General features: G+C 56.5%; 18 protein-coding genes and 1 tRNA gene. 12 read left to right on the top strand and 7 right to left on the bottom strand.

Translation table 11 applies throughout. The features are described from left to right. Positions 1-8 precede the first annotated feature (8 nt). Positions 9-2,447, bottom strand: coding sequence for a poly-beta-1,6 N-acetyl-D-glucosamine export porin PgaA (gene pgaA, locus ACOTX1_RS07275; protein ID WP_023314838.1), 2,439 nt, complete (start codon positions 2,445-2,447; stop codon positions 9-11). A gap of 668 nt (positions 2,448-3,115) precedes the next feature. Between pgaA and ACOTX1_RS07270 the strand changes: the two genes are divergently transcribed. Beyond that, positions 3,116-3,643 carry a helix-turn-helix transcriptional regulator gene (locus tag ACOTX1_RS07270; RefSeq protein WP_003862459.1) on the top strand — a complete coding sequence of 176 codons (528 nt, stop codon included), beginning with the start codon at positions 3,116-3,118 and terminating at the stop codon, positions 3,641-3,643. Positions 3,644-3,704: 61 nt separating this feature from the next. On the opposite strand, the gene ACOTX1_RS07265 is transcribed toward ACOTX1_RS07270, so the two are convergent. Further along, positions 3,705-6,782: an autotransporter outer membrane beta-barrel domain-containing protein gene (locus tag ACOTX1_RS07265; RefSeq protein WP_023314837.1), complete on the bottom strand. Its 3,078-nt coding sequence runs from the start codon at positions 6,780-6,782 to the stop codon at positions 3,705-3,707. A 116-nt stretch (positions 6,783-6,898) separates the two neighbouring features. Continuing rightward, on the bottom strand, positions 6,899-7,213 hold the full coding sequence (locus tag ACOTX1_RS07260) for a lipoprotein (RefSeq protein ID WP_003862457.1): 315 nt from the start codon (positions 7,211-7,213) through the stop codon (positions 6,899-6,901). Positions 7,214-7,388: 175 nt separating this feature from the next. Here ACOTX1_RS07260 and ACOTX1_RS07255 point away from each other — a divergent pair, with 175 nt between their 5' ends. Together ACOTX1_RS07255 and ACOTX1_RS07250 are read left to right on the top strand one after the other, a co-directional pair. After that, complete coding sequence (locus ACOTX1_RS07255; RefSeq protein WP_023314836.1) at positions 7,389-8,021, top strand: response regulator transcription factor; 633 nt, start codon at positions 7,389-7,391, stop codon at positions 8,019-8,021. Further along, on the top strand, positions 8,018-9,802 hold the full coding sequence (locus ACOTX1_RS07250; protein WP_003862454.1) for a hybrid sensor histidine kinase/response regulator: 1,785 nt from the start codon (positions 8,018-8,020) through the stop codon (positions 9,800-9,802). The genes ACOTX1_RS07255 and ACOTX1_RS07250 overlap by 4 nt, the downstream gene beginning before the upstream one ends. 77 nt (positions 9,803-9,879) lie before the next feature. Here ACOTX1_RS07250 and ACOTX1_RS07245 read toward each other — a convergent pair. Continuing rightward, positions 9,880-9,955, bottom strand: a tRNA-Phe gene (locus ACOTX1_RS07245). Between the two features lie 95 nt (positions 9,956-10,050). Further along, positions 10,051-10,764, bottom strand: a complete 714-nt coding sequence (locus ACOTX1_RS07240) for a DUF554 domain-containing protein (protein ID WP_003862452.1) — start codon at positions 10,762-10,764, stop codon at positions 10,051-10,053. A 181-nt stretch (positions 10,765-10,945) separates the two neighbouring features. Here ACOTX1_RS07240 and ACOTX1_RS07235 point away from each other — a divergent pair, with 181 nt between their 5' ends. Next, on the top strand, positions 10,946-13,081 hold the full coding sequence (locus ACOTX1_RS07235) for an ornithine decarboxylase (RefSeq protein ID WP_023314835.1): 2,136 nt from the start codon (positions 10,946-10,948) through the stop codon (positions 13,079-13,081). A gap of 99 nt (positions 13,082-13,180) precedes the next feature. On the opposite strand, the gene ACOTX1_RS07230 is transcribed toward ACOTX1_RS07235, so the two are convergent. Both ACOTX1_RS07230 and ACOTX1_RS07225 read right to left on the bottom strand, forming a co-directional pair. Continuing rightward, positions 13,181-13,873, bottom strand: coding sequence for a response regulator (locus ACOTX1_RS07230; protein ID WP_003862448.1), 693 nt, complete (start codon positions 13,871-13,873; stop codon positions 13,181-13,183). Continuing rightward, positions 13,863-15,500, bottom strand: coding sequence for an ATP-binding protein (locus ACOTX1_RS07225; RefSeq protein ID WP_023314834.1), 1,638 nt, complete (start codon positions 15,498-15,500; stop codon positions 13,863-13,865). Before ACOTX1_RS07225 ends, ACOTX1_RS07230 begins: the two co-directional genes overlap by 11 nt. Positions 15,501-15,845: 345 nt before the next feature. Between ACOTX1_RS07225 and ACOTX1_RS07220 the strand changes: the two genes are divergently transcribed. From ACOTX1_RS07220 to citG, 8 genes are read left to right on the top strand one after another with little or no spacing between them, the layout of a single operon-like run. Then, positions 15,846-17,207, top strand: coding sequence for a 2-hydroxycarboxylate transporter family protein (locus tag ACOTX1_RS07220; RefSeq protein WP_023314833.1), 1,362 nt, complete (start codon positions 15,846-15,848; stop codon positions 17,205-17,207). A 17-nt stretch (positions 17,208-17,224) separates the two neighbouring features. Next, entirely contained in the window at positions 17,225-18,088 is an 864-nt protein-coding gene (locus ACOTX1_RS07215; protein WP_023314832.1) for a fumarylacetoacetate hydrolase family protein, read from the top strand. 13 nt (positions 18,089-18,101) lie between these two features. After that, positions 18,102-19,124, top strand: coding sequence for a [citrate (pro-3S)-lyase] ligase (citC, locus tag ACOTX1_RS07210; RefSeq protein ID WP_023314831.1), 1,023 nt, complete (start codon positions 18,102-18,104; stop codon positions 19,122-19,124). Between the two features lie 16 nt (positions 19,125-19,140). Continuing rightward, the gene (gene citD, locus ACOTX1_RS07205; RefSeq protein WP_023314830.1) at positions 19,141-19,434 is read left to right on the top strand and encodes a citrate lyase acyl carrier protein; all 294 of its coding nucleotides are present in this window, start codon (positions 19,141-19,143) and stop codon (positions 19,432-19,434) included. After that, positions 19,431-20,306: a citrate (pro-3S)-lyase subunit beta gene (gene citE / locus ACOTX1_RS07200; RefSeq protein WP_003862436.1), complete on the top strand. Its 876-nt coding sequence runs from the start codon at positions 19,431-19,433 to the stop codon at positions 20,304-20,306. Before citD ends, citE begins: the two co-directional genes overlap by 4 nt. 10 nt (positions 20,307-20,316) lie before the next feature. Beyond that, on the top strand, positions 20,317-21,840 hold the full coding sequence (gene citF, locus ACOTX1_RS07195; protein WP_023314829.1) for a citrate lyase subunit alpha: 1,524 nt from the start codon (positions 20,317-20,319) through the stop codon (positions 21,838-21,840). Beyond that, the gene (citX, locus tag ACOTX1_RS07190; RefSeq protein ID WP_023314828.1) at positions 21,837-22,376 is read left to right on the top strand and encodes a citrate lyase holo-[acyl-carrier protein] synthase; all 540 of its coding nucleotides are present in this window, start codon (positions 21,837-21,839) and stop codon (positions 22,374-22,376) included. The genes citF and citX overlap by 4 nt, the downstream gene beginning before the upstream one ends. Further along, positions 22,354-23,157 (top strand): triphosphoribosyl-dephospho-CoA synthase CitG, encoded by an 804-nt coding sequence (citG, locus tag ACOTX1_RS07185; protein WP_023314827.1) that lies wholly within the window; start codon positions 22,354-22,356, stop codon positions 23,155-23,157. The genes citX and citG overlap by 23 nt, the downstream gene beginning before the upstream one ends. The last annotated feature ends 27 nt before the right edge of the window (positions 23,158-23,184 follow it).

Below are 23,184 nucleotides of genomic sequence, written 5' to 3'. Positions count from 1 at the left end.
ATTCATCCTTAAAAGCGTAAAGTCGCATCTAACGTGACGGAGAGATTGCTCTCGCGTTTGCCGTCGTAAGGGCGCTTATCCCAGTTCAGCATCACGCCAGTATCGACAACGTTGTTCCACTGGATGCGTTGCCCGTAACCCAGCAGGGTAACGGCGCCAGGTGACTGATTTTTCTGCCAGTAGCTGCCCCCGCCTGCCACGAACTGCTGGCTCCAGAGAGTGTCGTAGTGGCGGTACATCTCATGGTCAACGGACAGGGCAGCCGTCACGGACAGCTCCCGTGCCGGGTTGTAATAGAGCGTATTCCGCAGGCTGTTTTTACTGGCGGCGATCCCCGGTTCGAGCTCCAGCGTCAGGGTCGGGGTCTGCCAGAGACGCTCTTTCCCAGAGAGGGTGTATTCCTGACGGCGGTTGTGGTCTGAGAAGCGGCTGATTGCGGCGTTGAACTGGTATTCACGTCGCTCGTTTTGATACCAGCGCACCCCACCTTCACCCCGGTTGGCGCTAATCCCATTGCGTAATGCCCGTAAGGGGGTGGCGCGTGACAAGCGCTCGAGGTTACCACTGACCTGCCAGTTATCACTCAGGCTGTAAGTTGTTGAGAGCCGTGCGCCCGGCCTGTTTTTGCCGTGATAGTGGTTGCCGGAGAGCTCGGCTTCGAGCGTGAGGTCACGGGGGCGCCACTCAACGCCGCCCAACAGGTGGCGGCTGATGCCTTTACCTTCGTCGAAATTCCCCTGGGCATAGCGGGCGCCGGCAAACAGCCGCCAGTTATCCGCCACGGGCGGGCCATAGAGCGTGGCGTCCCAGTTCATGTCGTGGCTACCGCTGACGGGGTTATCTGAGTGCAATCCTTTAGCCGCGTTCAGACGCAGCTCAGACATATGGTGGACCATTCTGAGTCTGTCCAGGCGACGGGCGCTGCGATCGGCGGGGGCGCGAGCTATTACGTTATCAGCCAGTAAATCCATCTGGCGCCACTCCTGAAGGTCCATTGCGACGTAAGCCTGCTGTTTTTCAAGCTCCAGATTCGTGGGTTCGAGCGCCTCTGCTCGTTTAAGCTTTTGCTCGGCCGCACGCGGCAGGCCTCTGGCCTGAAGCAGGGCGGCATAATCAATCTGTAATCCCTGATTTCCCGGCGCCGTTGACGCCAGACGATACGACAGCTTTTCGGCCTCCGGCAGGGCGTTGGTTGCCAGCAAATAGTTAAATTTGAGTGACTGCCCGGTAAGCCACCGATCGTTTGGCTGGGCGGTGGGGGACCCGAAATCGTAGCGGGTCCAGGGAACGCTGCGGGTCTCGCGCTCAACGTAGCGGCGGGCGGCCTGATATTGCCCCGTATCCAGCCAGGCGTAGAAAAGCGCATGCTCCTCATCCTGCGGATCGGAGGCGTAGTGTGGATAGCGTTGCACAAGCGAGAAGGCGGCAACGGTGTTTTTCTCCTGCAAATATGCAGAGATCACCCAGCCGATGGCCCAGTCCGGCACCGGATGCTGTGCGGCCGTCAGCGACTCATATTCGCTAATGACCTGCCGGTAATTACCCTGCGCATACAGGGCGCCAAGCCGATCGATACGGGCAAGGATGACGTCTTCAGCCGCCTGCGGGTCGTTTTGCCAGCGGGAAAGCAGGGCGTGATAGCGATCTAATGCGTTTTGTGCCAGCCGCAGGCGCTCTTTCTCCGTTCTGCCAGGCACATCCGCCAGGCGTACCCGTTCAGCCGCGGCGTTACGCTCAAGGCGGCGGCGCTCCGCAGGAGAGAGCGCCGCGTTTTGTGACAGCCAGAGTGCGGGCGTGCTTACCCGGTTATCCGTTAGCGCATCGATTGTCTCGCGAAGAAGGGCCTCATTCCCTGGCGCGGCGCTCAGCGCGCGCATGTCAGCCAGCAGCCGATCCCTGTTTTTTCCCTGGCGCATCCAGACATAGGAGAGCGTCTCAATGTGCGCGGGAGAAGGATTGTCTTTAACCCGCTGCCGGGCTTCCGAAAGCGCGAGGCGATCTTTGCGGGCATCGGCCAGAGTCTTCACATAGCCGATGCGGTAATCGTCGTTATCCGGCGCAAGGCTGAGCGCCTCTTTCCACAGCGATAAGGCGGATGGCCAGGCTTTTTGGTTTCTTCTGGACTGGGCGACGGCAGCGATGGCGCGAGCGGGCAGCGGCATATAAATACCATAACGCTGCCAGACCCGGATAACTTCGTCATCGCGTCCTGCCCAGGAGGCTACCTGTAACCAGTCCGCAACCTGTCCGGGTGTTAAAGCATGTTGTTGCTCATAGCGCTGTAGGTAATCAAGAAACAGAGCGTAATTACCGTTACGTGCCTGTTGTATCTGATGCTCATAAACGGATTCATCAGCCTGAACCAGAACAGGAAAGAGTAAAAGCAGGAACAATAATATTGTGGTGCGATAAAAGAATAACGTAGTGAAGCTAAGCGATCTTTCCATATCTATTTGCCATTTGTTTATTGTGAATCCATTGCATAACACGGCCGCCTTTTAACTCTGCGTTAAAGGGCATAAAGGAGAACATTAAATCTGAATGATGCTACGTTATGGGGTACTTACTTAAAGGTAATTATGAGCCCTCATCTCAGCGGTCTGATTGGGCTTAATGTACACCCGATGTGTTGGGGGATAAATAAGTTGAAAAGCGGCTGGGAGGTTTTGAGATAATTCTGGGGGAAGTAAGTTTTTTAGATAATTTAGTGCAGGGTTCATGTTTTTAATTAATTGATATTAAATGATTTTTCTTTCTCTGCTTCCTGTTTTGTTATATTAAAAATGAAGTTCTTCTGAGTTAATTAAAGTACTTTCTGGTGCATGTTTGGGAAGTTTCATGACAAAAATTCTTAATGTTCAGAGAAGTGACTTTTCTGAAATTCTTTTTTATTTATAATTAACGCCAGGCATTGAGTGATAGTCTGCAAAAAGTCTAGCTCACCAATGTCATATTGAGGGATGATCAAAGCCAGAAAACATTTGCCGTTAATGTAAAACGCTATAAACGAAAGCGTTCTTGTTTCTTAAGAGGCGGGCTTGCTTTAATCTAAAAGGGATGGTTAGTGGCGACTTCAATAGTGTTAGTGACTCAGGATTGTTTCCTTGTCAGGGGGATGCGGCTATTTTTCCCGGATATAATTTGCCTCAGTTCGATAGACAGAAACATATTTGATACCGACGCAAATGAATATACTGTACTGATTGATAGCCGTACGCCGCTCCGTTTATATGATTACCTGATACGCCATCCGGCCAGAACGAGAAAAACGATCTGCTGCGTTATGCTGGATATGCGTCCTCGAGAGGAGGATCTTCTCAGTATGAAGCTATTTATGAACACGTCGCTTACGGCTCCGGATATGGCGTCGTTATTCAATCTGGTGCTCGATATGAAAGGCAGGCGTCTGACCACCAAATGGCTGCTTAACTTACGGCTGAGTCGACACGAAGCGATAATGATCCGGTTGCTGAAGGCAGGGAGGTCAATGGAAGAGATTGCAGATAAGCTGAATATGTCGGTTAAAAGCCTCTATCGCAAGCGAACGGTGCTGTCGGAGCGGTTAGGGGCAGGGAACTTCAACGAGGCGTGTTTGTTTATCTTTAAAAACAAACTGCTGGACGCGGTTGGGAACGATCCCTAGCCTCGTCAGAAGCCAAAAGCAGAAACCCGCCACGAGGGCGGGTTCTTTTAATGGAAATAATTCAGAACGACCAGCGCAGATTGGCGTTAACCGAGTTGACGCGGGTATCCGCACCATATTGTCCCTGGTAACCTACATCCAGCGTCGCAGCACGCGACAGCTGTACGCTCACGCCGATATCACCGACCATCACATCCTCATCCACGGCCTGTCCCTGAGTAATGAACGCGTCGCTGCCCGCAAACGCCATGCGCGAAGAGGTATTCTTATCGCCATAGGCGTGCTGCCAGCCCAATGAACCGTAGAGGTTAACGTGCTTCGGCAGCGCGGTCACACCGCGCAACCCGAGTGTCGTGTAGAAGGTGTTCATCGTTTCGTTACCGACGCTCAGCGCAGCGGCACCGCCGTCTTCCCTGAAGCTGTCGGTATGCAGCCGGATGTACGATAAATTGACGAACGGCTCAATATTCCTGTCTGGCTGGCCGAAACGGTAGCCCGCTTCGGTGAACGCCAGCAGGGAGTTGGCGTCGTAATCTGACTTCAGCCGATCCGAGAAACCGCTGAAATCAACATTGCGCTCGCCTTCGATCTTGTGCCAGGTATAACCCAGCGCGCCGCGAAGGGAGAACGCATCCTGTTGACCCGCCGCATACAGGCCAAGGTGATAGTTGTCGGTATCCGTTGAGGATCGACGGCTGTCGACGTCGTAATCACCCCGGCTGTAGCCGAAGTAGCCGCCGACCCGCACGTTATGGTCCGCCAGCTTGCGATCTGCCCCCAGCAGGAAGCCGGTGGTGTTGCCGTCCAGCTTGCCCACGTTACCGTCGCCGCTGTTTCGGCTCCAGGAGCTGAAGGTCTGGCCCCAGACGCCATTGTTTTGCGGCTCCGGCTGCTGCACCAGCGACATGGCTAACGGTGGTATCGGCAGGCTGTCGTTATCAAACGCGCGCTGCATCCGCTGGTTTAACACGTTAAACACCTGCGTGCTGCCAGCGATCAGGTTGGACTGCATTGACGGATAAACTTCACCAGAAAGCTGGTTGAACGCCTCGCGCGCTTCCGGTGCGCTCAGCAGAAGCAGCGAGTTATACAGCGCCAGAGACGGGCCGCTTTGCGTCAGCGTGGAGAGCGCGCCAGCGGTATTCCACTGGTTGCTGCTTTGGGCCACGGTCTGGAAAATGCCCGGCTTGCCGCTGCCCGGGTTTTCACCTCCGGGGTTTTCACCGCCAGGATTCTCACCGCCAGGATTTTCGCCTCCGGGGTTTTCTCCACCAGGATTCTCACCGCCAGGGTTTTCGCCTCCGGGGTTTTCACCACCAGGATTCTCACCGCCAGGGTTTTCGCCTCCGGGATTTTCTCCTCCAGGATTCTCGCCACCGGTCTCTTTCTGCGCGATGGTCAGATCGACGGCGTTGGTGCTTTGCTTAAGCGCCACGTCGAGGAAGGCGGATTTGGAGATCGCGCCGGCGAACTCACCGTCAATTCCCCCGTCGGAGGTCAAAATGCGGTAGCTTTGGCCCGTTTTATAGCTGGTTTGCGGATCCAGCGCGGTGACCTGTACCTTAGCCTGATTGCTGATGGTGGTTTTGCCCGATACCAGTAGCTGGTCGCTGCGGCCATCTCCTGCGATATCGACGTCATAGAAGGATTCGCCGATAAAGTTCAGATAGCGTTTCAGCGTCAACGTACCGATAGTGCCGTCGCCGGGCGAGATATGTCCGCCGGACAGGATCTCGGTCTGGCCCAGCGTCCCGTTGCCGCCCAGCGTGCCGCCGGACTTGATTGACGCGGCGCTGCTGTAACCCACCCCGTTGCTGACGTCTGAACCCGCCGTCGCATTGAGGATCAGCGTGCCGCCGTTCTCCGCGCTAAGCGTCTGGACGTCAAAAATATCGTCTTCTGGTTGGGTATTAATATTGCTGGCAATAATGACTTTACCGCCCCGCGCGGTGACGTTCGCCTTGAGTGCGGAAAGATCGCCGTTCAGCGTCGTCTGCCCGGAGGTGTTGATCACATCACCTTCACCGCTCATCGTGTTGCTGAAGATGTAATTTCCGTCGGTATGGTTGAAGTAGACATAGCTGCCGAACAGTCCGCCACGCAGGCTTATTGCCGTCTTCGCATCGAGGGTACCTGCGCCGCCCGCCGTGCCAAGCGTTGGCTCAGTTAAACCCGTGCCGGTGTCCATATTGCCGCGGCTGCCGATGATGAGCGCACCCCGGTTCGAGCCGGAACCCGATGTCCCCACGATCAGCGCATTGCTGCCAGCGGAAAATGAACCGCCGTCAATCACAGACAGCACGCCATTGCCGTAATCGCCCACGCTCACGCTGCTGCCGCTGGTAAAGCGTGAGTCCTCGCCCGCAATAACCAGCTCGGCGGTTTTCCCTGCCCCGGAGACGCCTGCCACCTGCACGCCGCCAACGTTAACCGTTCCGCCGTTCAGCACGTCCAGGTCGCCATAAAGCGTCAACGTACGGCCAACGTTCCACTGTGAGCCGCTCCCAGTGACGGTGGCTTTCGGGCTCAGCGTGTCGGTTTCACCCGGTCCGGTACCGTTGCCGATGCGTGCATCGTAAGCGGTATTGAGCGCAGCGCCGTCTTCAATCGCAAGCGTGGAGCGTGCGCCCAGATCGGTGCCTACGCTGAGAAAATTACTGGTCACACGAGAGCCAGCACCCGTGGCGATAAGGTGGCTGTCGTAGCCGCGGGTGGTGCCGACAACAATCTCCTTTGCACTCGCCAGCGCGCCCTCTTCGACTCGCAGGGTGCCGAGGCCAAGATTCAGGTCGCCGCGCAGGACGTACCGATCGTTCACCGCGTTAAGCTCAGCGTCTGGCCCACGGACCGTGACCACGCTTTCATAAATTTTGCCGTCGAACAGCCGACCGATATTGATGTTATAGGCGGTGATTTTGCCATTATCGATCAACAGATTTCCGCGTTGATTACGTCCAACATACACATCACCGGTGTAACCCAGCGTTTCGGTAATACGCGAGTCGCCATCAAAAAAGGCATCGGCTGCACGCGCGATATCGGCAGGTAAAAACAGTAACAGCGGCGCGGAAAATAGAGCGAGGTAAAGTCTGGAAAGCGGCGTCTTAACCGCTAAAGAATGCGATGTAGAGTTATTCACGGGCTATCTCCGTACTCATTAGCATGATGTCAGGAACATCGTTTTTTTATGAAAACTCAGATACGCCAGATAATGTAAAAGGCGTTATTTATGTACGCCTTTTGATGCGGCGTTAATTATTTATGTGTGACAACAGGTGTACAGGTTGGCGCGCTCAGCGTCGGTGCGGATCCTAAAATTCCCGGCATCATCATCGATGAACAATCGAAAATACGCCCTTTTTCTGTCGTGGCGCGATAAGAGAGTTTTTGTCCTCCCAGTGCGTCCGGCTGGGCACCATTAACGTTGGTCACAGTTATTTCATCCGATGAGCCCAATCCCAGCATTTTAGCGGTCTCCGCCTGGAGGAGTGGAATAGCCTGATCGGTTTTCAACGTGGAACAACCGGCTAACATCAACGTAACGGTTAAAACGATTAGTGGTTTTTTCATAAATTATCCTTGATATCCAACCAGTTAATTTCACTGATTGTATTTATGTTTTCTTTTACCCAAATCAGCGAATAATATATTTCTCTTTCCTAATCGAAAAAACCCTCCTAAAGTAGGGTGGGTAGATAATAATTCATCTGTACTCTAAGATATGCGAAGGTAAAAGGAGGCTCCTTTGGGACAGAATTATGCGTTAGTCGTTGATGACCATCCATTGGTAGCAAGCGGCATCGCCAATTTTCTGATTACACATTGCCAGTTTAAACAGGCGTGTGTGGTGACGAATGAGGATGATTGCTACCGACAAATTAGAGATCATGGCCCGCCACGTTTGCTGGTAATCGATTTTTGGCTCTCTTCCGGAACGGCCCTGAAATTACTCAAAGAAGTAAAACAACTTTACCCACAGGTACGACTCCTGGTGGTCAGCGGGGATGACAATAATGATATCTGGCGCAAAGTTAATGCCGCCGGGGGACACGGTTTTGTATTGAAAAGCGAGCCACCTGAGATGTTCTCGCGGGCCGTTTTCGCACTCACTGATAATCAGACCTGGTTTCCTGAGGGAAACGAAATTTCCGTTAAGGTCAATAATGAGAAGTTAAGTAAATTTAACTTAACGCCGCGACAAATAGACGTGTTAAATATGATTATGCGCGGCCTGCCGAATAAACGAATCGCCGCACAGCTTTCAATTTCTGAGCCCACGGTCAAAGAACACATCAGCAATATATTGAAAAAGATAGGCGTTAACAGCCGGGTTGAAGCCATCACGCTTCTGCATGGCAAGCAGGATCCGTCGGAATGAGGTTTTTCCAGAGCTTACAAAATGATGGTATCTCTGCTCCGGCGCAGATCCGTTTGCTAAACAACACCTTTCTTCGGCTGGTATTTAGCTTTAGTGCTGTGCCCTTTGTGGGTATTCCTTTCGCCATCTGGATTTATATGCTTGGGGACGACCTCGGCCCAACGATTATCTGGATAATTATTTATCTGCTATGTGCCGTGGCGATACGACTATTGCACCGATGCTATCAGCGTGAAGCGAAAGAAAACGGTGAGAGGGACGTCCTGCGACGCTGGCTTCCGCGTATTAATAATATTGCCTTTATTCACGGGCTGGGAATTTCTTCACTCTATTTAATTACGCCACAGACGCAGAATTTTGACTTTTTCCTGTTACTTAATATCAGCATCGCCGCCATCGTCGCCGCCAATGCGACACATCTGACGCCTGTCATTAGTACCTTCACGCGTTTTTTCTTCGCCTCCTGGGGGGTGCTGAACCTCGGTATTATCTGGCGGCTGGATGAGTTGATGTTCATCGTGCTCATGCTGAATCTGCTTTACGGCTTCGCAATTTACCGCCATGCGTTAACTTCCCATGCGTTCTTTATTCAGCAAGCGCTGCTGGAGGAAAAAAGCTCACGGCTGGCGGAACAGTTTCGTCAGGCCAAAGAGGACGCGGAGCAGGCACTGCTGGATAAAAATCAGTTTCTGACCACCGCCAGCCACGATTTGCGCCAGCCTGTGCATGCTATGGGCTTTCTGATCGAAGCCATCCTCCATCGAAACCGGGACGGCAGCCTGACGCCACAGCTTCTTGACCTTCAGCAGAGCGTTCGCTCGGTACATTTAATGCTCAACTCTCTGCTCGATCTCAGCAAAATAGAATCCGGGAATGTCCTCTCTGCCCCGACCAAAGTGGATATCGGTGCTCTGCTCGACTCGGTCATCACGCTGTTTCGTGAAGAGGCCAACAGCCGCGCGCTTAGGCTGTGCATCCGGCGGCCTAAACGCCATATCTACGTGATGGGCGATCCGCTACTGGTGCGACAGTCCCTGATCAACCTGATTCAAAACGCCCTTCGCTACACGCTCCAGGGCGGGGTGCTGGTCGCCATCCGACCGCGCGGTGACGAGTGTATGGTGGAGGTGTGGGACACGGGAGTCGGTATCGCCGATGAAGAGAAGGGCAAAATCTTCTCACCTTACTACCGCCCCGAGCTGGCATGGAAGATCGACAGCGCCGGACACGGGCTGGGACTGGCCGTCGTTGCCCGTTGTGCCAAGCTGATGAAGGTGAAATACGGGATGCAATCCATTGAAGGGAAAGGCTCACGCTTCTGGATGCGCTTTACCCAATATGCTGGCGAAGATAGCGTGCTGGATACCCCGCCCGCCGCTGATAACACCGCCACGCCGGTACGCTATGCGCCGCTGCACGGTTCCTGCCTGGTCGTCGATGACGACCCGCTGGTGACGTCTGCCTGGGAGAGCCTGATGAGCGTCTGGGGAATCGACGTACGCTGTGCGGCCTCCGCTGAAGAAGCGTTTGCCATAATCGACGACGGCTTTACGCCGTTCGCCGTGCTGTGCGACCAGCGCCTGCGATCCGGCGAAAGCGGCTTCGATATCCTGAAAGCGCTTTTTGAACGTCTGCCGGATATGAGCGGCGCGATAGTTAGCGGCGAATTTAATTCACCGGTTCTGCTGGAGGCGGAGCAGGAGGGGTACCTGGTACTCCGCAAGCCTCTGGAGCCAGCTAAACTGCATGCGCTACTGACGCAGTGGTTGGGGTGTCGTTAAGGGAATGCAGAAGTAATGATTCTGGTGGGCTCAGAATGCAAAAACGGACCTCCGTGGAGGTCCGTTAATATGAAATTTGGTGCCCGGACTCGGAATCGAACCAAGGACACGGGGATTTTCAATCCCCTGCTCTACCGACTGAGCTATCCGGGCAACGGGGCGCATTAAACCCGATCCTCCCTCCGGCGTCAACGAAATTTGTTGCTTTCGGTGCAGACTGCACACTCTCTCACCATTTCGTCGCAAACTTAAGCGAAAAAGTGCGTCCAGAGCGCGGATAGCGGCATCGCGAGCAGGAGGGCAGGGAGCATGTTCACCACTGCAAACATCTTAATGCCACAGATTCGCAGCCCTGTCGCCAGCAGCAACAGGCCGCCGACGGCGGTAAAGTCTGCCATCATCGCTGGCGTTGTCAGCGGCAGGATCAGCGTGGCGCAGGTGGCCAGCGCCAGTTGAATAAGCAACATCGGCACGCAAATCGCGGCGACGGCGATGCCGAGGGTGGTGGCAAAGATGGTGGCAGTAAAGAAATCCAGAAACGCTTTCGCAATCAATATGCTGGGATCGCCGGTCATCCCTTCCTGCATCGAACCGAATATCCCCGTGCCGCTGGCGCAGAACAGAATAATGATCGCAACGTAGTTCTGAATAAACGACTCGTGCGTGCCGTGCTTCGCCTTGCCCGGTCGGGCAATCAGATTTTTGGCTTTGCCTACCGCGTGATTGATGCCCTTTTCCAGATAGCAAAATTCGCCGATCAGCGCGCCGAGCAGCGTCGCCAGTACCATCACCGGCAGGTTGGCGCATTTCACCACTAAAAGGATACCAATCCCTAACGACGCCAGGCCAAAAATGGAGGGCATGGAGACGCGAATACGCTCCGGCAACCGCTGGCTTAATACTGCCCCAAGTACACCGCCCAGCAATACGGCTCCCGCATTGATAAAGGGTCCAATTACCACGTTTAACTCCTGTTATTTAAGCACTGGCATTGCATCATTATGGCACGTTCGTCCCTGATTACGCTTAGCTTTGGGAGGCGTAACGCATACTGATTCCTTCTTGCACCTGAAAATAAAAGGTGACATGATTGCGCGAATTTTCTCCTTCCTGTCTCACCGTTCGGTGAGGGTATTTGCGCCTATGAAAACCATGAAAATTGCCGTCAGCCGCGAGCTGGTATCCAAAGTTTCTACGCATCGCGAAAAGGTTATGCTGGATAACACTGATTTCACCGATGTGGCGGCAGTCGTCATTACGGTTGTTGAAAGCTACAGCGGCATTCTCGCGTTGCTGAAGCGTACGGGCTTTCAGCTACCGGTATTTATGTTCTCAACAGAGCCAGGAGAGGTGCCAGAGGGTGTCACGGCGATCATCTCGGGTAAAGCACAGGAATTGCTGGAACTGGAATCTGCCGCCTGCCGGTATGAAGAGAACCTGCTGCCACCCTTTTTTGACACCCTGAGCCAGTATGTGGCGATGGGAAACAGCACCTTTGCCTGTCCGGGTCACCAGCACGGCGCCTTTTTCAAAAAACACCCGGCGGGGCGGCAGTTTTACGACTTCTTCGGTGAAAACGTGTTTCGTGCCGATATGTGCAATGCCGACGTGAAGCTCGGTGATTTGCTGATCCACGAAGGTTCTGCCAAGCACGCGCAAAAGTTCGCGGCGAAAGTGTTCAACGCGGATAAAACCTACTTCGTGCTGAACGGCACGTCGGCGGCCAATAAAGTGGTGACCAATGCGCTGCTGACTCGTGGCGATCTGGTGCTGTTCGATCGTAACAACCACAAGTCCAACCATCATGGGGCGCTGATCCAGGCCGGGGCAACGCCTGTCTATCTTGAGGCAGCCCGTAATCCGTTTGGTTTTATCGGCGGGATTGATGAGCACTGCTTTGATGAGGCCTGGCTGCGGGAACTGATCCGTGACGTCGCGCCGCAGAAAGCCGCCGAGGCGCGCCCGTTCCGTCTGGCGATCATTCAGCTCGGCACCTACGATGGCACGATCTACAACGCCCGTCAGGTGATCGACAAGATCGGGCACCTTTGCGACTACATCCTCTTTGACTCCGCCTGGGTCGGCTACGAGCAATTTATCCCGATGATGGCGGAAACGTCTCCGCTTCTGCTGGAACTGAACGAGAACGATCCGGGAATTTTCGTGACCCAGTCGGTCCACAAGCAGCAGGCCGGGTTCTCACAAACGTCGCAGATCCATAAAAAGGATAACCATATTCGCGGTCAGTCGCGCTTCTGCCCGCACAAGCGGCTGAACAACGCGTTCATGCTGCATGCCTCCACCAGCCCGTTTTACCCGCTGTTTGCGGCGCTGGACGTGAACGCCAAGATCCACGAGGGCGAAAGCGGACGCAGGCTGTGGGCGGAGTGTGTCGAGTTGGGCATTGAAGCGCGCAAGGCCATCATCGCTAACTGCCATATGATCAAACCGTTTATCCCACCGGTGGTGGCGGGGCGGCCATGGCAGGATCACCCCACGCAGGCTATCGCCAGCGAACGTCGCTTCTTTAGTTTTGAACCGGATGCAAAATGGCACGGTTTTGAAGGCTATGCCCGCGAGCAGTATTTCGTCGATTCGTGCAAGCTGCTGCTGACCACGCCGGGCATTGATGCTGAAACAGGGCACTATACCGATTTCGGCATTCCGGCGACCATTCTCGCCCACTACCTGCGCGAGAACGGCATTGTGCCGGAGAAGTGCGATCTCAACTCCATCCTGTTCCTGCTGACGCCAGCCGAGAGCGCGGAGAAGCTGATGCAGCTGGTGGCGATGCTGGGGCAGTTTGAACAGCATATTGAAGACGACACACCGCTCGCGGATGTGCTTCCGACCATCTATCAGAAATACCCGGTGCGTTACCGCGACTATACGATCCGTCAGCTATGCCAGGAGATGCACGATCTCTACGTCAGCTTTAACGTGAAGGATTTACAGAAGGCGATGTTCCGTCAGGAGAGCCTGCCTGCCGTGGTGATGAACCCCCAGGATGCCAACCAGGAGTACATTCGCGGGAACGTCGAACTGGTGCGTATTCGTGACGCCGAAGGACGCATTGCCGCCGAAGGTGCGCTGCCATACCCGCCGGGCGTGCTGTGCGTGGTGCCGGGGGAAGTCTGGGGTGGAGCAGTGCAGCGCTACTTCCTGGCACTGGAAGAGGGCATTAATATCCTGCCGGGGTTCTCCCCAGAGTTGCAGGGCGTTTACAGCGAGAAGGATGCGGACGGGATTAAGCGGCTGTATGGGTACGTATTAAAGTAGGGACCCTCACCCTAACCCTCTCCCCAAAGGGGAGAGGGGATTGCACGGAGCCGTCTTTTCACCCTCGCCCCTTTGGGGAGAGGGCCGGGGTGAGGGGAGTTAAGTCGCACTACGCCTGTACATCCTTCTCGGATGTCCAATCTTACCGTACAGCATCTCCACCGTCAGAAAACCCACCTCCACGCAGTGTTCCAGATAGCGCCGGGTGGTGGTTTTACTCAGGCCCGTCTCGCTCACCACCTCATCCACCGTAAAACAGTGCGCCGCCTTGTTGTTAAACAGCATTTGCACCCGCGCCAGCGTGTTCTCCTCTATCCCTTTGCTGCCGTTGTCCAGACGATAGTTTTTCGCCTGTAACTGATAGAGTGAATCCACGTTCTGCTGGTCGACAATCTTCCAGACGCGCTGCTGTTCGGCAAACTGCACAAAACGCTCCAGCGACTGGCTGAGCCGCTTCCAGGAGACCGGCTTAAGGATATAGTCGAACGCGCCGTTACGAATGGCCTGGCTACAGGTGTCCATATCGCTGGCGGCGGTGATGAAAATCACCGAGCAGTTGGCGCGGGTGAGCATCGGGTTGCTGATAAGGGTGATGCCTTTGCCGTCCGGCAGGTAGTTATCCAGCAGCATCAGCTTCGGCTGTTTGCTCTCCAGTTGTACCTGCGCGTCGGCCAGCGACGCGGCAATCCCCACCAGCCTCAGACGCGGATGTTTACCGATAAGCTCCGCGTGCAGTTGCGCCAGTTCGTTCTCGTCTTCAACAATCAGTACGTCGATAAGTTCATGTTGCATAGTCGGTATCTTCCAGTTCCTGTACGGGGTGCCGGGCCGTTCCCGTGGCGGGAATAAACAGTGAGAAAATGGCACCGCGTGGGGTGTTATCGGCAACTTCAATTGCACCGCCAGCCTGTGTGACATAGCTTTCAATCAGATACAGGCCAATACCATGATCGCCGCGCGTTTTGGTGGTGATGCCGCGCTCAAAGATCCGGTCGCGGATCTCCGGTGTGAAGCCGACGCCCTGGTCGGCGACTTCAATAATCAGTTCCTGCTCGTTCAGCTTTATCAGCACGTCCACCGGGGCATGCGGGAGCGGTGCACGCTGGGTCGCTTCAATGGCGTTATCCAGCAAGTTCCCGATGATCGAGATAAGTTCCGATTCGAGCAGCGGCAGGAACGGTTTATCCACCCGGCAGGCCGGATCGAAACTCAGCTCAACGCCTTTTTCACGCGCGCGGGCGGCCTTTCCAAGCAGCAAACCACACAGCGTCGGAGAGCTAAAGCGGGACGAGATAAAGTCCAGCAGCTCCTGAGCGTGTTCCGACTGCGCCTGTATATAGCGAATTGCCTCGTCATAACGGCCCATATGCAGCAGGCCGGACAGCGTAGTCATGCGGTTCAGCTGTTCATGGCGCATGATGCGCAGGTTATCAACGTAGCGCTTCACCTGGCTGAGCTGGGCGCTGAGCGAGTCGATCTCGTTGCGATCGCGAAAGGTGATCACCCAGCCCTGCAATGCATCTTCCAGCATTATCCGCACCCGGCTGGCAATGACCGTGAGATCGTTAAAGCGACAGATCTCATCGTGGGTGTCTTTCGCAAGCATGGTTTGCGCGTTGAAGAACGGGACGGGCGCGATCACCTGGCTGATGAGTTGACCCCGCAGTTCGCGGGCGGGCTGGCGTAAGCCTAATAATTTACGCGCCGCCTGGTTGATCACCTCAATGCGGAGATCGTCATCGATGGCAATCACCCCTTCATAAATGGATTCCATCATCGCCTTTTGCTGGCGCACCAGCAGGCCGATTTCGCGCGGCTCCAGAGAGAATATCTGCTTCTTGATGCTGCGGGTGAAGAACCAGGAGAAAATAAACAGGGCGATAAGCAGCAGCACGGCGGCAATCAGGATATTAACCACCTTGCTGACGGTGATGGTGTCCAGATAGCTTGTGAGATAGCCTACCGAAACAATCCCCACCACCTGCCCGGCATCATTAAAAATGGGCGCTTTGCTGCGCAGTGAAATGCCTAACCCGCCCTTGCGGATGGTGATGGTGCTTTTGCCGTGTAATACCTCGTCGTTATCTCCGCCAACCAGCGTTTTGCCTACCCGGTCGGCAAACACGGAGTGGAAAAGATGCAGCCCCTTATTGTCACCAATCACAATAAAACTGGCGTCGCTGCGGGCGGCTATTTTCTGCATAAAGTCATAGATGCCCTGGATATCCTTTTGTTCGACTTCTTTTCGCAGGGTTGGAATAAGCGCAATTTCTTCAGCCTGTATTTTTGCGCGTGCGCTCATTTCCTGATAAAGCTGCCTGCCGACATCGACATAATAATATCCGCCCAGTAATGCGAACAGCACTGAGAAAAAGGCGACCAGCGAAATAAACAGCTTGATCTGAAACGATACTTTCATAACTATCACGCGAGATATCAACAGGTCGGCTGAATATATCATCTTTTAAGGCCAGGATGCCCGCTTTGCCGAAAACTTGTGATCCCTTGCACAGCGCAGCCTGTAAAAGATTTTTCCGAAAGTCTCATCCTCTTAAGGTTAAATGAATAAATGTTATTTCTTTGTTCAGCTAAGAAAAGAAACCATAAAAACCACGGCAATAAATAAGGCATAAATCACATTAAATAAAAGAAACCATTAAAACCATAGCGTCCATTAAAACTTCGCTTTTAATATGCCATCCCTCACATAAAGTAAGCCTTTGTGACTCTAAGCTGAACGCACAAAATAACTAAGGGGCTTATTATGAGCACAACTGACGATTCATTCTCTGTTACCCACGACCCGATTGATATTCAGCGGCCATCGCTCAAAGAGCGCTGGTGGCATATTATGGATACCTGGAAAATCGGCATTATACCTCTGCCGCTGTTCGTTCTGGCGGGCGCGCTGATTGCGATTGATTGCCTGGGCGAAAAACTACCGAGCGACATTGTGGTCATGGTGGCCACGCTGGCCTTCTTCGGCTTTGCCTGCGGTGAATTCGGCAAACGCCTGCCGATTGTCGGCAAGCTCGGCGCGGCGGCAATTTGCGCCACCTTTATCCCTTCCGCGCTGGTCTATTACGGCCTGCTGCCGGATGTAGTAGTGGAATCCACCACTAAGTTCTATAAATCCACCAACATTCTTTATCTCTATATCTGCTGCATTATCGTCGGCAGCATCATGAGTATGAACCGCACCGTGCTGATCCAGGGCTTCCTGCGCATCTTCTTCCCGATGCTGTGCGGTGAAATCGTCGGCATGATTGTCGGCATGGGTGTTGGGCTGGCGCTGGGCCTCGAGCCGTTCCAGATCTTCTTCTTTATCATTCTGCCGATCATGGCGGGCGGCGTCGGGGAAGGGGCGATCCCGCTCTCTATCGGCTATGCCACCCTGTTGCATATGGATCAGGGCGTGGCGCTCGGCCGCGTACTGCCGATGGTGATGCTCGGCGGCCTGACGGCGATCATTATCTCCGGTTGCCTCAACCAGCTCGGGAAACGCTACCCGCACCTGACCGGTGAAGGCCAGCTGATGCCGAATCGCGCCAATGCCGATGCCACTGTCTCTCAGCCTGCGTTCTCCGGCAAAGCGGACGTGACGACGATCGCCTCCGGCGCGCTGCTGGCGGTGCTGCTGTACATGCTGGGCATGCTCGGTCACAAGCTGATTGGTCTGCCAGCGCCGGTGGGCATGCTGTTTATGGCGGTGCTGGTGAAGCTCTGCAACGGTGCCTCTCCGCGTCTGCTGGAGGGCTCTCAGGTGGTGTACAAATTCTTCCAGACCTCTGTGACCTACCCGATTCTCTTTGCCGTTGGCGTAGCCATCACCCCATGGCATGAACTGGTGGCCGCCTTCACACTGACCAACCTGCTGGTGATTATCAGCACCGTCTCCGCGCTGGTGGCAACCGGGTTCTTCGTCGGCAAAAAGATTGGTATGCACCCGATTGATGTCGCCATCGTCTCCTGCTGCCAGAGCGGCCAGGGCGGTACTGGTGACGTGGCGATCCTGACCGCAGGCAACCGCATGAGCCTGATGCCGTTCGCCCAGATTGCTACCCGTATCGGCGGGGCGATTAACGTCTCCATCTCTCTGCTGATTCTGGGCAACTTCCTCGTTTAAGTTTTCAGGAAAGAACAATGAAACTCGCAAGCTTTTTATACCAGGGAAAACGCAGCTACGGCATCGTTCAGGCCGACGGCGTGATTGATTTAGGCCGCCGCCTCGGCGACCGCTATGGCGACCTTAAAGCGCTGTTGCAGGGGAACGGGCTGGCGCAGGCCACCCGATTCCTGAACGACGCGGTGGACGTGCCGCTGAACGCCATCACCTTCTTACCGGTGATTGTCCAGCCGGAAAAAATCCTCTGCGTGGGCATGAACTACGCCGACAAGCGCAAGGAGTTTGACCAGCACAACCCGGCCCCGACGCTGTTTGTCCGTTTCCCGGACTCACAGACCGGCCACAACGAGCCGGTGCTGAAGCCGCGCCACTCCAGCGAATTCGACTACGAAGGCGAGCTGGCGGTGATCATCGGCAAAGGCGGGGAGAACATCAGCCGCGACGACGCCCTTCGCCACGTGGCGGGCTACAGCTGTTACATGGACGGCTCCGCCCGCGACTGGCAGCACACCTGGTTCACCGCCGGGAAAAACTGGCGGCAGACCGGGGCGTTCGGCCCGTGGATGGCGACGGCGGATGAGATCCCCGATCCGCACCAACTGGCAATCCGCACCTGGCTGAACGGCCGCATGGTGCAGGAAGACAACACCAGCAGCATGATCCACAAGGTGGCGGAGCTGATCGAGTACATCAGCACCTTCACCCGCTTAAGTCCTGGCGATGTGATCATCACCGGCTCACCTGGCGGCGTGGGTAAAAAGCGCAACCCGCCGCTGTTTATGAAGGAAGGGGATCGCATTGAGGTGGAGATCGAGCATATCGGTCATCTAAGCAACGTGATCGTGGAAGCGCCAGCCGTCGGGCTCGCGGCGGCACACTGAGTAAGGCAGCAGCATGCAATCGCAACCCATCGATTTTCGCCACACGCTGGTGGCGAAACACCCGGAACGCTTAAGCCAGATCCGCTACCTGCTGGCAGACAGCGGCCTTGGCCTGGACAACGACATCACGCTGTTTGTCGAAGCCTGGTCCGGCGCGCAGCTGGTGGGTTGCGCCGGGCTGGCTGCCAACGTCATCAAATGCGTGGCGGTCAACGAGCAGCTTCGTGGGGAAAACCTCAGCGCGCGTCTGCTGGCAGAGGTGGAAAATGCGGCGCTGGAGCGCGGCCATTTTCACCTCTTCCTCTGCACCCGTCCGTGCAATAAGGAGCGCTTTGGCCGCAGCGGCTTCTGGCCGATTGCCCAGAGCGGGAACAACGCGGTGCTAATGGAGAACACCCCGCAGGGGATCGCGCGCTACTGCCGTACCTTAAGCCGGATGCGAAGGGGCGGGGAAAAAATTGGTGCCATTGTGATGAACGCCAACCCATTCACCCTCGGCCACCGTCATCTGGTGGAGCAGGCGGCGGCGCAGTGCGATGCCCTGCATCTGTTTGTGGTGCGTGAAGACGCCTCGTTCTTCCCGTTCAGCGCGCGCCTTGAAATGGTGCGCGCGGGCGTGGCGCATCTGCCGAACGTGGTGGTGCATGAAGGCTCGCAGTACATCATCTCCCGCGCCACGTTTCCGGCCTACTTCCTGAAGGAGACCGGCAAAGTGCAGCAGGCGTGGAGCGAGATCGACGTGCTGATCTTCCGGGACTTTATCGCCCCGGCGCTGGGCATCACGCACCGCTTCATCGGCTCGGAGCCGTTCTGCGATATCACCCGCCAGTACAACCAGACGCTGCACGACCTGCTGGCCTCGCATATTGACGTGGTGGAGATGCCGCGCATCAAGGCCACCGGCAACGCCATTTCGGCCTCGGAAGTGCGCCGTTTACTCAAGACACAGCAGTTTTCCCGGATCCGGGAGATTGTCCCGGACTCCACCTTCGCGCACCTCGAAGCACATTATCGTGCGAGTGCGGAAGTCGCATAACTATCAGGAATTTATCATGAATATTGTAAGGGAGGCGCTGGCCGGAACGCAGGAGTCCAGCGACCTGATGGTGAAAATCGCCCCCGCTCACGGTGAGCTGGAGATCGTCATCCACAGCGAAGTGATTAAGCAGTTTGGCGAGCAGATTCGCCAGGTGGTCAACGACACATTGCGCGCCATGAACGTGCACCAGGGATTAATCATTATTGAAGACAAAGGGGCGCTGGACTGTGTTATTCGCGCCCGCCTGCAAAGCGCGCTGATGCGTGCCGCCGATGAACAGGCCATCAACTGGGAGGCGCTGAAATGAGCAAACTCCGCCGCAGTATGCTGTTCCTGCCAGGCGCCAATGCCGCCATGCTCTCTACCGCCTTTATCTACCGTCCCGACTCCATCATGTTTGACCTTGAGGACGCCGTGGCCCTGCGCGAGAAAGACACCGCACGCATGCTGGTGTTCCACGCGTTGCAGCACCCGATGTATCAGGATATCGAAACCGTGGTGCGCATTAACCCGCTGAGCACGCCGTTTGGCCTGCTGGATCTGGAGGCCGCCGTGCGCGCGGGCGTGGACGTGATACGCCTGCCGAAAACCGACACCCCGGACGATATTTACGAGCTGGAAGGCCACCTCGAGCGTATCGAGCAGGCGTGCGGCCGCGAGGTGGGTTCCACCCGCGTGATGGCGGCGATTGAATCGGCCATTGGCGTCATCAACGCCGTGGCGATTGCCCGCAGCTCGCCGCGCCTGATCGGCATTGCGCTGGCCGCCTTTGACTACGTGATGGACATGCAGACCGAGCGCGGCGACGGCACCGAGCTGTTCTACGCCCGCTGCGCCGTGCTGCACGCCGCCCGCGCGGCAGGCATCGACGCCTTCGACGTGGTGTGGTCAGACGTTAACGATGAAGCCGGGTTCCTGCGCGAGGTCGACCTGATCCGCAAGATGGGCTTTAACGGCAAATCGCTGATTAACCCGCGCCAGATAGACCTGCTGCACAACGCCTACGCCCCGACACGGGAAGAAGTGGAACACGCGAAGCGGGTGATTGAGGCGGCAGAAGAGGGCGAGCGTAACGGCCTGGGCGTGGTGTCGCTCAACGGCAAAATGGTGGATGCACCGATTATTAACCACGCGCAGGTGGTGCTGGAGCGCGCGGCGGCCTCCGGCGTGCGTCGGTAAGGATGACATAATGAATCAGACAGAACTTCTCCATATGAATTTCCCCCATCTGCGGGATCTGAAACCCTTTGATACCGCCCACAGCGCGACGCCGTGGCTGGCGGACAGCGAGGCGAAGCACAGCCGCAAGCTCTGCGCCTCTATTGAAGAGGCGGTTAAGCGCTGCGGCTTGCAGGACGGGATGACCATCTCCTTCCACCACGCCTTTCGCGAAGGCGACCGGGTGATCAACACCGTCGTGGCGCTGCTGGCGCGGATGGGCTTCAAAAATCTGACCCTGGCTTCCAGCTCGCTGATGACCTGCAACGACGCGCTGATCGAGCATATCGAAAGCGGCGTCATCACCCGGATTTACACCTCCGGCATGCGCGGCAGGCTGGCGGATGCCATCTCTCACGGGCTGATGGAGGAGCCGGTACAAATTCACTCCCACGGCGGGCGCGTGAAGCTACTCCAGGACGGCGAACTGAACATCGACGTGGCGTTTCTCGGCGTGCCGTGCAGCGATGAGTTTGGCAACGCCAACGGCACGCACGGCAAATCGTGCTGCGGCTCGCTGGGCTACGCGATGGTGGACGCGCAGTTTGCCCGCAAGGTGGTGCTGCTGACCGAAGCGCTGGTGCCGTTCCCCAATATGCCCGCCAGCCTGGTGCAGGATCAGGTGGACTACATCGTGCAGGTGGAGAGCGTGGGCGACCCGGCGAAAATCAGCGTCGGCGCAGCGCGCGTCACCAGCAACCCGCGCGAGCTGATGATTGCCCGCTATGCGGCGGACGTGATTGAACACTCCGGCTACTTCAAACCGGGCTTCTCGATGCAGACCGGCTCCGGCGCGGCGGCCACCGCCTGCACCCGCTTTATGGAAGAGAAGATGGAGCGCAGCGGCGTGAAAGCGCGCTTTGCGCTCGGCGGCATCACCGGCAGCCTGGTGGATCTGCACGAGAAGGGGCTCATCGAAAAGCTGCTCGACACCCAGTGCTTTGACGGCCAGGCAGCGGCCTCGCTGGCGCGCAACCCGAACCACGTGGAGATCTCCACCAACGTCTACGCCAACCCCGGCAGCAAGGCGGCAAGCTGCGACCAGCTCGACGTGGTGATCCTCAGCGCCCTGGAAATCGACGTCGACTTTAACGTCAATGTCATCACCGGCTCCGATGGCGTGATGCGTGGCGCATCCGGCGGACACTGCGACGTGGCGGCGGCAGCCAACCTGACCATTGTGGTCGCGCCGCTGCTGCGAAGCCGCATCCCGACCGTCGTGAAGCGCGTTACCACTCGCCTCACGCCGGGGGAGAGCATTGACGTGCTGGTCACCGACCACGGTATTGCGGTCAACCCGGCGCGCCCGGAGATCCGCGAACGACTCATGGAAGCAGGGATGAAGGTTGTAGATATCAACGCGCTGTATGAGCGAGCGATTTCGTTGACAGGCGTACCGAAACCGATTGAGTTCACCGACAAAATCGTCGGGGTGATCCGCTACCGCGACGGCAGCGTGATCGACACTGTGCGACAGGTGAAGGAGGAAGTATGACTTTTGCGACACCCGTGCGGGCGGGTGTCAGCCTGGAGGAACTGCTGGCGGCGAAAGAGCGCCGCGCAGCCCGCCAGGCTGACTGGCTTACGCACTATCAACAACCGGTGATCTCCCTCACGCTGGTCACGCCCGGGGAAATCAAAGACAGCCTGCGCTACCGCAACACCATGGGGGTGGCGTTACAGATGTGCGACCAGCTGCTGTGGGAAAACCGCTGGCAGGTGCTGGACCGCCAGGTGCTCTGGCTACCCACCGGACCTGAAGCGCTGTGGTGCGTCGCGCATCCGGCGGCGGAAATTAAGGCGCACTGTGCAGAACTGGAGCAGACGCACCCGCTCGGCAGACTGTGGGATCTGGACGTGATCTGCCCTGAAAACGGCCTCGTGGGCCGTCAGTCGCTGGGTTCACACCTCAGACGCTGTCTGATTTGCGACGAGCCCGCCCACGCCTGTTCCCGTTCGCGCCACCATCCCGTTGAGCAGGTGGTTTCCCGCGTGGAGAAGATGATCGATGACTGGTTTGCTCGCGACTAAACCGCGCCCGGTTGACGTGCCTGCGCTTGCCGAAGCGGCGCTGTGGCAGGAGCTGGAGCTGACGCCCAAGCCGGGGCTGGTGGACAGGCTCAATAACGGCTCGCATCGGGATATGGACCATGCCTTGTTTGTCCGCAGCATTATGGCGATTACGCCGTGGTTTGCCCGGTTTGCGGAACTGGGTGAAGCACATGCGGCCAAACCTGCCGATCGGCAGTTGCGGATTCTCCGCCCAATGGGAATGGCCTGCGAGCAGGCAATGTACGCCGCCACGGGCGGGGTAAATACCCACAAGGGCGGTATTTTTGCTCTTGGTTTGCTCTGCTTCGCCGCCGGGCGTGTGAAAAATATCTCTGCGGATAGCCTCTGTTGTGAGGTAAGTAACATCTGTCGCGGGCTGGTGGCGCGGGAGCTGGCCGGGCGCAGCGGGCAGGCAACGGCGGGGGAGCGGCAGTTTCAGCATTACGGCTTAACCGGGGCGCGAGGCGAGGCGGAGAGCGGCTTTGCGACGGTGCGTAAGGCGCTGGGGCAGTGGAACGGACAGTTGCTTCACGACCTGCTGTTGCGCCTGATGGCGGTCAATCAGGACAGTAATCTCGTGTCACGCGGCGGCATTCAGGGGCTGCGCTATGTTCAGGGCTACGCGCGTGAATTACTGGCAAGTGGCTGGGATCGCGAGGCGCTGTTTAAGATGGATAAGGCATTGATTGAACGAAACCTGAGTCCGGGCGGCAGCGCGGATTTGCTGTCGGTGGGGTGGGTGCTGTCTGCTATAAAATAGCCGGGTGGCGGCTTCGCCTTACCCGGC

Source organism: Enterobacter cloacae complex sp. IR5401 (assembly GCF_049238425.1).
Lineage (GTDB): Bacteria > Pseudomonadota > Gammaproteobacteria > Enterobacterales > Enterobacteriaceae > Enterobacter > Enterobacter hormaechei_C.
The sequence above is the reverse complement of the archived record's forward strand: the minus strand, read 5'-3'. Positions and strand labels throughout refer to the sequence as shown.

Excerpts from the sequence above, each read along its gene's own strand:
- pgaA (WP_023314838.1), bottom strand. The coding sequence starts at position 2,447 with ATGGAAAGATCGCTTAGCTTCACTACGTTATTCTTTTATCGCACCACA.
- ACOTX1_RS07270 (WP_003862459.1), top strand. The coding sequence starts at position 3,116 with ATGCGGCTATTTTTCCCGGATATAATTTGCCTCAGTTCGATAGACAGA.
- ACOTX1_RS07260 (WP_003862457.1), bottom strand. The coding sequence starts at position 7,213 with ATGAAAAAACCACTAATCGTTTTAACCGTTACGTTGATGTTAGCCGGT.
- ACOTX1_RS07250 (WP_003862454.1), top strand. The coding sequence starts at position 8,018 with ATGAGGTTTTTCCAGAGCTTACAAAATGATGGTATCTCTGCTCCGGCG.
- ACOTX1_RS07235 (WP_023314835.1), top strand. The coding sequence starts at position 10,946 with ATGAAAACCATGAAAATTGCCGTCAGCCGCGAGCTGGTATCCAAAGTT.
- ACOTX1_RS07230 (WP_003862448.1), bottom strand. The coding sequence starts at position 13,873 with ATGCAACATGAACTTATCGACGTACTGATTGTTGAAGACGAGAACGAA.
- ACOTX1_RS07225 (WP_023314834.1), bottom strand. The coding sequence starts at position 15,500 with ATGAAAGTATCGTTTCAGATCAAGCTGTTTATTTCGCTGGTCGCCTTT.
- ACOTX1_RS07220 (WP_023314833.1), top strand. The coding sequence starts at position 15,846 with ATGAGCACAACTGACGATTCATTCTCTGTTACCCACGACCCGATTGAT.
- ACOTX1_RS07215 (WP_023314832.1), top strand. The coding sequence starts at position 17,225 with ATGAAACTCGCAAGCTTTTTATACCAGGGAAAACGCAGCTACGGCATC.
- citC (WP_023314831.1), top strand. The coding sequence starts at position 18,102 with ATGCAATCGCAACCCATCGATTTTCGCCACACGCTGGTGGCGAAACAC.
- citD (WP_023314830.1), top strand. The coding sequence starts at position 19,141 with ATGAATATTGTAAGGGAGGCGCTGGCCGGAACGCAGGAGTCCAGCGAC.
- citE (WP_003862436.1), top strand. The coding sequence starts at position 19,431 with ATGAGCAAACTCCGCCGCAGTATGCTGTTCCTGCCAGGCGCCAATGCC.
- citF (WP_023314829.1), top strand. The coding sequence starts at position 20,317 with ATGAATCAGACAGAACTTCTCCATATGAATTTCCCCCATCTGCGGGAT.
- citX (WP_023314828.1), top strand. The coding sequence starts at position 21,837 with ATGACTTTTGCGACACCCGTGCGGGCGGGTGTCAGCCTGGAGGAACTG.
- citG (WP_023314827.1), top strand. The coding sequence starts at position 22,354 with ATGACTGGTTTGCTCGCGACTAAACCGCGCCCGGTTGACGTGCCTGCG.